At 70.4% G+C, this 11,712-nt stretch carries 11 protein-coding genes and 2 pseudogenes; 3 read left to right on the forward strand and 10 right to left on the reverse strand.

Annotated features, from left to right (window positions below; all coding sequences use genetic code 11):
- The 3 genes from GT030_RS04060 to GT030_RS04070 all read right to left on the reverse strand — a co-directional run.
- The coding region (locus GT030_RS04060; protein ID WP_161199873.1) for an alpha/beta hydrolase at positions 1–658 on the reverse strand (658 nt) is incomplete at its 3' end.
- A 198-nt stretch (positions 659–856) separates the two neighbouring features.
- On the reverse strand, positions 857–1,552 hold the full coding sequence (locus GT030_RS04065; RefSeq protein WP_161199874.1) for a response regulator transcription factor: 696 nt from the start codon (positions 1,550–1,552) through the stop codon (positions 857–859).
- Positions 1,549–2,757, reverse strand: coding sequence for a histidine kinase (locus GT030_RS04070; protein WP_346009558.1), 1,209 nt, complete (start codon positions 2,755–2,757; stop codon positions 1,549–1,551). The genes GT030_RS04065 and GT030_RS04070 overlap by 4 nt, the downstream gene beginning before the upstream one ends.
- A gap of 133 nt (positions 2,758–2,890) precedes the next feature.
- On the opposite strand from GT030_RS04070, the gene GT030_RS04075 reads away from it, so the two are divergent.
- Complete coding sequence (locus tag GT030_RS04075) at positions 2,891–3,220, forward strand: hypothetical protein (RefSeq protein ID WP_346009559.1); 330 nt, start codon at positions 2,891–2,893, stop codon at positions 3,218–3,220.
- Positions 3,217–3,954 carry a hypothetical protein gene (locus GT030_RS04080; protein ID WP_346009560.1) on the forward strand — a complete coding sequence of 246 codons (738 nt, stop codon included), beginning with the start codon at positions 3,217–3,219 and terminating at the stop codon, positions 3,952–3,954. The genes GT030_RS04075 and GT030_RS04080 overlap by 4 nt, the downstream gene beginning before the upstream one ends.
- Before the next feature lie 129 nt (positions 3,955–4,083).
- Here the strand turns inward: GT030_RS04080 and GT030_RS04085 are convergent, their stop codons facing one another.
- The 6 genes and pseudogenes from GT030_RS04085 to GT030_RS04110 form a co-directional block, all read right to left on the reverse strand.
- Complete coding sequence (locus GT030_RS04085) at positions 4,084–5,475, reverse strand: MFS transporter (RefSeq protein WP_346009561.1); 1,392 nt, start codon at positions 5,473–5,475, stop codon at positions 4,084–4,086.
- A 396-nt stretch (positions 5,476–5,871) separates the two neighbouring features.
- Positions 5,872–6,414, reverse strand: coding sequence for a DUF5709 domain-containing protein (locus GT030_RS04090; RefSeq protein WP_161199876.1), 543 nt, complete (start codon positions 6,412–6,414; stop codon positions 5,872–5,874).
- Between the two features lie 444 nt (positions 6,415–6,858).
- On the reverse strand, positions 6,859–7,401 hold the full coding sequence (locus GT030_RS04095) for a DUF1360 domain-containing protein (RefSeq protein ID WP_161199877.1): 543 nt from the start codon (positions 7,399–7,401) through the stop codon (positions 6,859–6,861).
- Positions 7,385–7,622 (reverse strand): annotated as a pseudogene (locus tag GT030_RS36140) ((2Fe-2S)-binding protein); the annotation flags it as partial. The gene GT030_RS04095 and the pseudogene GT030_RS36140, both read right to left, overlap by 17 nt.
- A 130-nt stretch (positions 7,623–7,752) precedes the next feature.
- Positions 7,753–8,562, reverse strand: a complete 810-nt coding sequence (locus GT030_RS04105) for a formate/nitrite transporter family protein (RefSeq protein ID WP_161199878.1) — start codon at positions 8,560–8,562, stop codon at positions 7,753–7,755.
- Between the two features lie 182 nt (positions 8,563–8,744).
- Positions 8,745–10,202 (reverse strand): aldehyde dehydrogenase family protein, encoded by a 1,458-nt coding sequence (locus GT030_RS04110; protein WP_161199879.1) that lies wholly within the window; start codon positions 10,200–10,202, stop codon positions 8,745–8,747.
- 101 nt (positions 10,203–10,303) lie between these two features.
- Between GT030_RS04110 and GT030_RS04115 the strand changes: the two genes are divergently transcribed.
- Positions 10,304–11,128 carry a helix-turn-helix transcriptional regulator gene (locus GT030_RS04115; RefSeq protein ID WP_161199880.1) on the forward strand — a complete coding sequence of 275 codons (825 nt, stop codon included), beginning with the start codon at positions 10,304–10,306 and terminating at the stop codon, positions 11,126–11,128.
- A 318-nt stretch (positions 11,129–11,446) separates the two neighbouring features.
- On the opposite strand, the pseudogene GT030_RS04120 reads toward GT030_RS04115, so the two are convergent.
- Positions 11,447–11,712 (reverse strand): annotated as a pseudogene (locus tag GT030_RS04120) (hypothetical protein); the annotation flags it as partial.

An 11,712-nucleotide genomic window follows, 5' to 3' on the forward strand; every position in this document is an offset into this window, starting at 1 on the left:
GCGTGCGGGCCTCGGCGGGCCCGGTGACCTGGTCCTCCGAGCCGACCAGCACCAGTGTGGGCACGCCGATACGGCCCAGTTCCGCACGCACGTCGAAGGCGGCGAGCGCCTCGCAGGCGGCGATGTAGCAGCCGGGGTCGGTGGTGCGGACCATCTGCACCGCCCACTCGGTGATCGCGGGCTGCGCGGCGGCGAAGCCCCCGGTGAACCAGCGGTCGGGCGCGCTTCGCGCGATCGGGTCGAGCCCGTTCGTGCGTACGATCACGCCACGCTGACGGAACTCGTCCGGCGTGCCGAACCGGGGCGAGGCGGCGACCAGCGCGAGCGAGGCGAGCCGCTCGGGGTGACGCAGGGCCAGCTCGATGCCGACGGCGCCGCCGAGGGCGCAGCCCGCGTAGCCGAATCGCTGCACCCCGAGGCTGTCCAGGGTGGCCAGCAGACGCGTGGCCAGCTCCGCGACCGAACCGGCCGGGTGGGCCGGGGCGCCGCCGTGGCCCGGCAGATCGAAGCGCAGGACCCGCCACTGCTTGACCAGTTCCGGCACCTGGCGGTCGAACATGTGCCAGGTGGTACCCAGGGAGGGGCCCAGGATCAGTACGGGAGCCTCTTCCGGCCCGTCAAAGCGGTATTGCAGGGTGCTGGACGTACTCTCACTCACCCTGCTCACGCTCTCACATCTCACAATTTCTCACGCACTGGGGTCTCAACTCCGCGCAGGTCATCCTATTTTGAGGCGGCCTTGCGAAGATCCTCTGCATAGGGCTTCACATACCACCGCTTTGGCGGTGAGCACGTTGGTGTGTGCCCGCCGTGTTGCCTTTTCGTTCTGCTTTTCGAGCCTTACGCCCTGAAATCCTCAGTAGGAGTTCTGCTGCGCCTGGAAGACCAGGAGTGCCAGCTGGACCCGGTTGTCCGAGCCGGTCTTGGTGAGCGCGCGGGAGATGTGCGTCTTGACTGTGCCCTCGCTCATGAAGAGTGCCTTCGCGATGGTCGCGTTGGAAGCGCCTTCAGCGACAGCCTCGGCGACGGCGCGTTCCCGATCGGTGAGCGCCTCCAATGTCCGCCGCGCTTTGGCGCCGGCGGAGTCGCTGGCTGCGCGAGTGTGGCGTGCCACGAGTTGGCGGGTGATCGTTGCCGAGAACGCGGATTCTCCCGATGCGGCAAGGTGAACCGCGTGGCAGAGCTCTTGCGGCGCGACATCTTTGAGCAGGTATCCGCTCGCGCCGGCCTGCAACGCGTCGAGGACGTGTGTGTCCAGGTGGAAGGTGGTCAGCATCAACACCGCGACCGAGGGCACCGCCGCACGGACACGGCGGGTGGCCTCGACGCCGTTCATCTCCGGCATCTGCAGGTCCATCAGCACGACGTCGGGACGGTGCCGCGTCGCCGCGAGGACGGCCTCGGCTCCGCCGGATGCCTCGGCGACCATCGTGATGGTGGGGTCCACCGACAGGACCATCGACAGCCCGGCGCGGACCATCGCGTCGTCGTCGACGATGAGCACCGACGTGGGTGCGCCGGGGGTGCCGCTGGAAGGCGGGGAGCTGGTCATCGCAGGGGCACTCGCGCGGACAGCCGGAACTCGTGGCTGTTCTCACCGTGGTCGACGACCTGGTGTTCGGCGACGCCTCCCACGGTGGCGATCCGTTCGGCGAGACCGCTCAGGCCGGCGCCGGTTCCGGGCAACGCCGACTCGGTTTCTTCGATCGGGTTGGTGATCGTGACGAGGGCATCACCGCCCTCGCGGCGAACATTCACCGTTACCAGTGCGCCGGGGGCGTGCTTGCGCGCGTTGGTCAGCCCTTCTTGCACGACGCGGTAGACGTGCTCGGCGTTCAGGGGTTCCCGCAGCGCGGCTGTGCTGCCGGTGTTGCCGCTGGTGCCGGGCAGATCAAGGTGCGCGACGACCAGCTGACCCGCCTGTCTGGCTTCGTCGATCAATCCCGCAACGGTGTGCTCGCGCTCGGAGCTTCGCGGTGTCACGACGGTGCCGTCGCGCAGCATGCCGATCACAGTGCGCAGCTCGTCGAGTGCACTGATCGCGGTCGTGCGAATCGTCGCGGCTGTTGTGCCGACATTCTTGGCTTTGTCGCCGGCGACCTCGAGCCCGCCGGCGTAGAGCGCGATCAGCGAGATGTAGTGCGCGACCGAGTCGTGCATGTCCCGGGCGATTCTGGTGCGCTCGGCCATCTGGATCTGTTCCGCACGCTGCTCTCGCTCGCGCTCGATACGGGCTGCTCTGTCCCGGTAGACCGCGACCAGGTCCTGCTGCTTCTGCTGCAGTGCGCCCCAGGCCACGACGGCGAGCGTGATCGCGGTGTTGACCACCACGGTGAGGCTCAGCGCGGAGTTGGCCGGATACAGCAGCCAGAAGACCAGGGCACCGGCGATATCGGCCAGCGCCACGACGAACGCCTGCTCGATGCGCCGGCTGCGTGCCACGGCGAACAAGGCCACGTAGTTGGCTACACCGGCGGTGGCGCAGAACGCCCCAGCGACCGCCAGCACCAGACCGACCACGAGGGGAGCACGGTAACGGAGCAGCAGCACGAGACTCGCGACGGCGCCCACGGCGATGTCGAGGAGGCGCCACCCTCCTCCCGGGCGTTGCTCGAGGACCAGGAACAGCAGGGCGAGTCCACCGGCGAACGAGGAGAGAACGAGCAACGCCGACCGGCCGCGCTCGATCCACGGCCCTCGACGCACGGAGGTCTCGTCGCTGCGACCGCCGGCGACGGCGAGGGGAGGAGACGGCACCGGACCACCCTAGATCGCCGGTCTCGGCGAAGCCCAGTCAACGAAAGTCGTAGAAGCTGCCGGCCGTTCGTGGACTCGATCGGTCCCGATCGGCAGACGTCCGGCGCACGGGCCGGCCGACATGGTCGAGGACGTGAACACCACACGTCCTCGCAGACACCTGATGACGCTGCTCGGGCTGGACCCGACCGATCAGCGCCCCACGACCCGGATCCGTTTCGCCGTCACCACGGTGGCCGCCTTCGCGACCACCGTGCAGCTCATCGCCTGGTTGCTGATGGGCGTCTTCCGCACTCACCTCGACGATCCGTGGTGGCTGTGGATGCCCGGCAGCGCCCTCCTCGTCAACGCTGCTCTGCTGTCCGTGGACCACGTCCGCGACCAGTGGCCACGCGCCGGTTCGCCGCACGGCCTCCAGACCGGAAAACCCCGTACCGACGACGTCACCCGGGAGTCACTGTGACCACGCCATCGAGCACGCCGAACCTGTCTGCCTCGTCCCGTGACGCGGCCGACGCACCGGACCTGACCCCCACCACGTTCGCCGGCCGGGCGGGGATGGCAGTGGGTGCCCTCTCGGTGCCGATGGTGGCCTTGTACTTCGTCTGCTCGGGGCCACCCCCGGAGTGGAACGTCCTGACGCGCAGCCTGCTGACGCTGGTGATCATGGCTGTGCTGACGGCGTTCGGGGTTGCCCTGGCACGCCTGCTTCCCAGGGACGACACGGGCCGGCGCACCATCGTCGGTCAGCTCGCCCTCGTGTCGCTGCTCACCTACGTCGCGGTGATCCTCTTCGCCACCTCGCTCGAGGCCGGTACTCCCCTGGCCTTCCCGGACCGGGGGATGGACCCGACCACGGACGGCCCTCTGGCGGCCGCCATGGCATTGGCTCATGGTCCGATCGCACACCTGTGGATCGCGATGTTCTTCCTCGGGTTCGCCCGTGCCGCGCAGCAGTTCATGACAGCGGCGTCACCGGTGGTGCCACGGTGGGCCCTGCGCGGTGCCGTCGTCATCGGAGCCATCAACCTGCTGGCCGTCCCTTCGCTCTACTTCGGCATGGACGCCACCCACTTCTACGCCGTCAACGGGTGGGGCGCGGATGCCCTCGTCGGTCTGATCACTCTGGTCTGGTTCGGCTTCATCGGCCTGGGCATCCACCGGGCTCGCAAGACCCAGCCCCGCATGCTGACTTGACGGGTCGACCTGTTCTCCGCGGCGGCCGGTCACCCCCTTCCCGGGGGCCCGCCGCCGCCAGTTGCGCGCTGAGCGCGAGCATCCGTGGTGCCCGGTCTCCGGGACTGGACGCGGAGGCGGGACGTCCGGTCAGCGGGATGTGCGGTCAGTGCGGGAAGTGGGGCGTTCGGGCGGTGCCTTCGGCGCGGCCGGGACGCATACCCAGGCCAGAGCCGCCGCGGTCAGATAGGCGAGGGCTCCGACGGCCATGCTGGTGCGAAGTCCGGTGCCGTAGTCGGCGCCGGTGGCCAGCAGGCTGCCGCCGAGGGCCACGCCGGTCGCGCTGCCGATCTGGCGGGCGGTGTTGAACAGTGCGGAGGCGGCCCCCGCGTACTCCGGGGGCGCGGCACCCATCACCGTGGCGGTCGAGCCGGTGAGCGCGAAGGACGTACCGAACCCGGCGGCCATCATCGGTGCCACCAGCAGGGGGTAGGCCGGATCGGTACCCGCCGCGGCCCAGCCGGCCAGCCCCAGCGCGGCGAGGAACATGCCGGAGACCACCAGTGGACGGTGACCGGTGCGGCGGGCGAGCCGTCCGGACAGGATGGAGGCGAACATCGTCATCGCCACGGCCGGGAACAGCGCCAGCCCGGTTCTGAGGGCGCTGAAGCCGCGCTGGTGCTGGAAGTCCAGGCTGGCGGTGAACACCATGCCGTAGAAGCCGAAGTTGAACAGCAGGCCGATGACGGCCCCGCCGACCACCGCGCGGGAGCCGAGCAGGCGCGGCGGAAGGCCGGGGGAACGGGCGACGCGCTCGCGCCACACGAACGCCGCGACGGCGGGTACGACCAGGCCCAGCCCGGCGAGCACGAGGGGATCGGACCAGCCGCGCCGGCCGGCCTCGTTCAGCGCACCGGTCAGCAGGGCAACCGCCGCCACCACGGCACACTGCGCCGGCCAGTCCAGGGACCGGCCGGCGTGACGCGGCGAGGGTGCCACGTGCCGCCAGGTCAGAAACAGGCAGGCCGCGCCGACGGGCAGATTGATCAGGAAGACCCAGCGCCAGCCCACGGTGGACACCAGCAGCCCGCCCAGCAGCGGCCCGGCGGAGGCGGCGACACCCGCCATCGACCCCCACAGCCCGAAGGCCCGCGAACGTGCGGCGGGCTGCGGGTACGCCTCCTGGAGCAGGGCGAGCGAGCCGGGGACGATCAGCGCCGCACCGAGCCCTTCCACCAGCCGGGCCGCGACGAGGAAGGCGGCGCTCGGCGCGAACGCGCAGGCGGCCGAGGCCACCGTGAACACCGAGACGCCCGCCCTGAAGACGCGCCGGTTGCCCACGCGGTCGCCCAGCGCGCCACCGGTCATCAGGAATCCGGCGAAGACCAGGGTGTACCCGTCCGTGATCCACTGGATGCCGGTGAGCGAGGCCGGCAGTTCCCGGCCCACCACGGGCACGGCGACGTTGATGACCGTGACGTCCAGGATGACCATGAAGTATCCCGTGCACACGGCCAGCAGCGGCGCCACGGACCGCCGCACGGCCGGCGGGGCAGCTCCAGGGGGCCCGGACGCGCCACCGCCGGCCGACTCCGCGAAGGGCACGACACCGGCTCCGTTCTGTCCTCGGGAACCCGGGCGGCCATCATGCCAAGGGGATCACGGGCACCGGGCCAGGACGCGCCCGAGGAACTCCCGGTCCCTCCCGGCCCACCGCCCTTCCTGCCTCCGGCCCTGCCACCTTCACCCCGCGGTGGCCGCCGACCGGGCCGGGATCGCGGCGGCCCAGCTCCGCGCGGCCGGACTCAGGGTCCGGGCAGCGTGCAGAACAGCACCACGACACACACCGGCGATAGCAGCGCGAGAAGCGCCAAGGCGGCGTGCAATCCATGCCCGCCAGGTCCTCGCGGGTCATGGCTTCGGCGAGGGACTGACTCCTCAGCCCTGCCGGTGCCGACGACGGAGGCGGGGGTACAGCAGGGGATCCTCCGGAGGGATGGGGTCGAGGCCGGGCGGCGAGAAGTCGTCGTCAGTGATGTGGGCGGCGGCCTCCTCGGCACTGGCCGCTCCCCCGTTGATGCCCACGTCGTAGGCGACCTCGTCTTTCTCGGTGTCGGGATGTGCGCCCTCGTCCGGCGCCACCAGGCGGCCGGCGCGCGCCTCGCCCGCCTCCGGGTCGATGAGCTCGCCGTCACCGCCGGGCAGGTCGCCCACCCCGTCACCCTCCGGCTCCCGGACATCCGGCTCCTCCTGGGCCAACCGCTGGTCGAGGCTCTCGCCCGCCCGCTGCTCGGCTGCGGTCGTGCCGTACTTGGTGACGCCGAGCGGCTTCTCCGGCGGGGAGTACCCCTCGTCGAGGAGTTCGTCATAGGTCGGTTCCTCGACCGCGTCCTCCAGGTCGTCCAACCGCGCGGCGTCCTCTTCGCGCACGTCGTTGTTGGTCGGCTGGTAGACGTCGTCGGCCATCGGATCGGTGTCCATGAGTGGCCTCCCTCCATCGAGTGGCTCTCAGGAACGTCGACATCCGCGTTTCCGGGTATTGCCCTCCCAACCAGACTGCTTGTCCGGAGCACTGGTTGCACTCCGGACAGCGAGCCGGGAATTGCCCTCCGGTCACTCTTGAAGGGTCAATCAGCGAGCCTGTGATCACCTGGGGCGACGGGCGTTGAGGCCGCCCGCTGGCGGTATTGACTGGCTACTCCTCCGGCCCCGAGGTCGGGCACATGGGAGCCGGCCTGCCGGTGACGGTCTGTCCGAACTTCTCACCGAGGGTCATCACCACTACTCCTCCGGAGGTTCCGGCAAGAAGTCCCTGCCACAGTGCGCGCTTGAGCAGGCCCCGGCGGGTACCCCCTTCCCACCGCCTTCACCCGCGCGGTCGGTGCCCCGCCCCACCCGGACGCCCGTGAACGTTCCCCTGCCGGGTCACTCGCCGGTTGTCTTCTCGATCAGCGCGCTGTATGCCAGTTGCAGCGTGTCCGCCCCGGCGACGGCGGCCAGCACGCCCATGGCGGTGCGGGTCGGACGCGGCCAGAGAAGCTGGCCGGCGGTCAGGGTGGACGCCACCCAGACGCTCATGCAGAAGGGGCAGGTGGCCAGTTCTCCGACGGTGTGCCTGCCGTCCTCGCTCTGTGCCTCCTCGTGCAGTTCGGCCGGGCCCTGCGGGGCGACGTACCGGGTGAAGGGTGCGCGCAGCGGGCTGGTGACCGATGCCTTGGTCAGCAGCCGGCTGAGCCGGAACGTGGCGACCGAGGTCAGGACGACGTCCCACGGCTCGGGCCGGTCGGGCAGCGGCCGGCCGCGGAGCCGTACGGCGGTGGCCCAGGTGGTCGTGTACGCGGCAAAGCCCGCCATGGTTGCGAGGTAGCCGCCCAGCGGCCGGTCGTGCTCCGCCGCGTACTGCCTTCCGGTCCGCTGCAGCAGCCCGTGCAGACGTCCGGCGAGGCGGCCGTCAGCTGCGGTGTTCATGGGTTCCCCTCTCCGTACGCCGTTGCCTCCCGGCTGGCGCCTGCCCGCCCGGCTCCTGGTGGCGCAGGCGGCTCTCGACGTGGCCGTCGCTGATCCGGGCGTCAAAGGCCGGCTGGGCCGCGGACGTGCCAGCCGTCCGAGAGCCCGAAGACGCTGCCGTGCCAAAGGCACAGGACGCATCCTTCGGAGAGCGGCCCGGCGAGGTGGCTGCACCGTTCGGCCCGGGCGTCGGTCCCGGGCTGCCGCTCCAAGCGGTCCAGCATCCACAGGAGGCGGCTCTGCCGCATCCGGGTGCGGCACAGTGGCGTAGCCGTGTACGGGTCCGCCCGGGGCAGGGTGCCATGTTCGTTGTCATCGAGAATCAGGAGCTTGCGCGTTGTCGTCGCTCAGCACCGAGGCACTGCGGATGAGGCGCAGTGTCGTGGTCAGCAGGAGGCCGCCGACGATGTTTCCGAGAACCGCCCAGGCCAGCCACCGCAGCCAGTCGAGGTAACCGTAGGACGTCCTGCCGGTGTGCAGGCCGGCGAATGCGATGAGGGAGTCCAGCACCGAGTGCCACAGCCCGAGCCCGGCCAGGACGAACGCGGTGGCGACCGATGCGGTGATCTTCCCGGTCATGGACTCAGTGCCGTGGTGCATACGGGTCATGAGCGTGATGACGCCGCCGCCCAGCACAGCGAGGCAGAAGGTGCCCAGCGTGTAACCGCCGTCGACGAACTTCGCGCCCGAGGCAGCCGCGGTGCGATGCAGATCCGGGTAGGCCTGCATGACCAGCCACATGAACACCCATCCGCCGATCAGGTTCATCACCAGCACCGTGGCCCACATACGTGCCAGGTCCAGCCAGCCGGCCGCGCCCGCGACGACGGTGGCCACGGGCACCAGGAAGCCCTCGGTGAACAGTTCGCTGTGCCCGAGCAGCAAGGCGATGAGCCCCACGGAGAAGGCCAGCCCGGCCAGCAGCTCGCTGCCGGTCTCGTGCCGCACGAACAGCAGTGCCATGACGCCGACACCGACGTCGATACCGCCCAGCAGCGAGGTGGCCACCAAGGAGGTCCAGGTGCGGTGCAACCGTGGCCGGCCCTCGGCCACGATCCGTTCCGCCGCCTCGGCGACTCTCCTCTCACCGGGCCCGCGCATGATGTGGTCATCCGGTTCCATGGCACTCCTCCGCTCTCGCTCACCGCGCAGCCGCCCGGAAAGGTTCTCGAGCAGGCAGGCGAGCGTTTCGGTGCTCCATGACGGTGTCGGCTCCCTGGCCGGGTACCCGGCGGAAGGTGAAGGCCGGCCGTCCGGGGAAAGGCCCGGAGCCCAGGTGGGCGCCGGGCCAGGTCGTGATGTGGTCAGTGAGCGGATTGGGTGTGGTCCTGCTCCACGTACACCTTGAGGGCCTGGAACTCCTCAATCGCTCGCGGGCCGCACAGGTAGCCGTAACCGCTGCCCTTGACGCCGCCCTCCTCGAAGTCCTCGCTGATGGCTCCCCAGGTGTTGATCCACACAGTGCCGGTGCGGATGCGCCGGGCGACTCGGCGAGCCTTCATGGAGTCCGAGCTGAACACCGAGGCGGCCAGACCGTAGATGGTGGCGTTCGCCTTGGTCACGGCGTCGTCCTCGTCGTCGAAGATCTCGAACGTCTGCACCGGACCGAAGACTTCCTCCTGCACGATCCGGACGTCGGTGCGGTCCACCTCGATCAGGCTCGGCCGGTAGAACGCACCGGCGGCCAAGGGGCCGTCGGTGACCACCCCGCCGCGCAGCAGTACCGTGCCGTACGAGGTGGCTTCCTCGACGATCGCGTCCACCCGCCGGGCGGACGCCCGGTCGATCACCGGGCCGAGCTGGGCCTTCTCGTCGTCCCCCGAACCGAGCCGGACCTGCGCGAGCGCGCTGGTGAGCCGAGTGCGCACCTGATCGGCGACGTCCCGGTGAACCAGTACGCGGGAACCGGTGCAGCAGAACTGCCCGTTCATCAGCAACAGCGCCTGCACCACCGTCGGGATCACCATGTCCAGATCGGCGTCGGGAAAGATCACCATCGGGGCCTTGCCGCCCAGTTCCAGACCGAGCCGCTTGAGCGTGGCGGCGGCCGCGGCCGCGATCTGGCGCCCGACCGGCGTACTGCCGGTGTAGTTGATCACGTCGACCTTGTCCGAGGAGACCAGGAACGGGGCCCCGGTGTTGCCGGACTCGGTGAATACGTTGACCACACCCGCCGGAATCTCCGAGACCGAGGCCAGAACCTGTGCGAAAAGCTCATTGGTCAGCGCCGTCTGAGCCGGAAGTTTGACCACGGCGGTGCAGCCGGCGGCCAGGGCCGGGCCCAATGCCCGCACGGTCAGCATGATGGGGGAGTTCCAGGGGGAAATGATCCCGGCGACACCGAGTGGCTCGGGCACCGAGTGAGAGTACTGGCCGGGTGCCGTCTCAGCGGCACGCCCGGCGCTCTGGGTGCGCGCAGACGCCGCCGCGTACCGCAGCCACCCGACCGCACCGCTGACCTCCCATGTGGTCTCACCCAGCAGCTTGCCGTTCTCCCGGGACAGCATGGCCGCGACCTCGGGCACCCGGGCCTCGAGGGCGTCGGCCAGCCGGCTGAGCGCGGTCGCCCGAAGCGAGGGCGTGCGCGGCCATGCGGTGGTCGCGAACGCGGTGGCGGCGGCGTCCACGGCGACCGAAGCCTCTGCCTCGCCACCGTCGTAGAAGGAGCCGACGACTGTGCCGTCGGCCGGGTCGACCGATTCCAGAACCGAGCCGGAGCCGGTCCACTGTCCGTTGATCCAGTGCTGCGCGATGGTGTTCATGACGTCGATCCTGTAGGCGCTCCGAGGCTGCAGGAAGGCACAGATCTTCGTCGTACCGCCAGTACGACCCTGAGACGACGAAGGTGAGCGAACATGGGGACATGAACGAACTCGGACAAGTCCTGCGGGCGTGGCGTGAACGCCTGACCCCGGAGGCCGTCGGAATCCCTCACAACTCTCCCCGCCGCGTCGCAGGTCTGCGCCGCGGCGAGTTGGCGATGCTGGCCGGAATCTCCCCCGAGTACGTGGAACGCCTGGAACAGGGTCGCTCCCTCACCCCCTCCCCCCAGGTCTGCGCAGCTGTCGGCCGCGCGCTTCAGCTGTCCGACGACGAACAAGCACACCTCATGCGCCTGGCCGGCCACGCGGCGGGACCGGACCGGATTCCTCTGCTGATCCCGGCGAGCCTGCACCGGCTGATGGAGCAGCTCGCCGTCAACCCGCTGGGTGTCTACAGCGCCGCCTGGCAGTTACTGCACTGGAACCCGCTTTTTGCGGCGACCTTCGGTGACCCGAGTTCTTCCGACGACGACGGCCGCAACTTGGTGCTGTCCCAGTTCGGGCCGGGGCCCGGACGACTGCGGCTGACCAAGACCGAACGGGACGCCTTCGAGAGCTCTCTCGTCTCCGATCTGCGCGCGACCACCAGCCGTTACCCGTCGGACCCTTCCCTGGCGGCGCTCGTCACGAAGCTGCGTCGTCTCCCTCGCTTCCTGTCGTTGTGGGCCCAACCGACCGTGGGCGACCTCCAGAGTGCGCGCAAGATCGTCGTGCACCCTCAGGCCGGAGAGATCGCCCTCGAGTCCAGCGTCCTGACGATCCAGCCCGCGGACCTGCGCCTCATGGTCTTTCTGCCACGCCCCGACACGGACGCCCGCAGCAAGCTGGACCTGGTGGCCACCATGGGCCTTCAGCAGTGGGTCTGAGCACCAAGGGCACGGTCTGCCGCGGGAGCCCGCCCGGCTCAGAGGGCGGGTCGTCGAAGATCGGCGCGGGCTTCGGGGACACGTGGCTCGGGGGGGCGGAGGTCCTGTCTCCACGGTAGGGACCGGGCAGCGGCCACCGCCGACGCCGCGCGTCCGCCCGGTCTGGCCAGAGGCTCCCGTGCAGCGGTCGGCCCCCTGCCGGGCGTGCCGGCAGCCCGGACGTTTCCGCCGGGCCGGGGGCCCGGTGCCTGGCGGGTGGCTGGCTCCCCGGAAAGCGCGGCGGACTCTCCCACGGTCTTCACGGCGGGTGGACCGCGCTCAGAGGGCGTCCGGTATGTCCAGGGTGGTGAGGGCGGAGACCGGGTCGAGGTCGGGCGCGCCGCGCGGCCACCAGTCGTCGTGGCCGGGCTCCGACTCGTACGCGTACCACAAGCCGTCCTGTCCCAGGCGGAGTTGGGCGTGGCCCGCCGGGTGGGTGAGGTGGTTGCGCCAGGGGCGGAAGGCGGGCAGGTCGGCGGCGAGCAGCAGCGGGCGGGCCCGGTCGAAACGGCCCGCGGGCGGGTCCCAGGGCTCCTCCAGCACGG

This window comes from Streptomyces sp. SID1328 (assembly GCF_009865595.1).
GTDB classification, from domain to species: domain Bacteria; phylum Actinomycetota; class Actinomycetes; order Streptomycetales; family Streptomycetaceae; genus Streptomyces; species Streptomyces griseoluteus.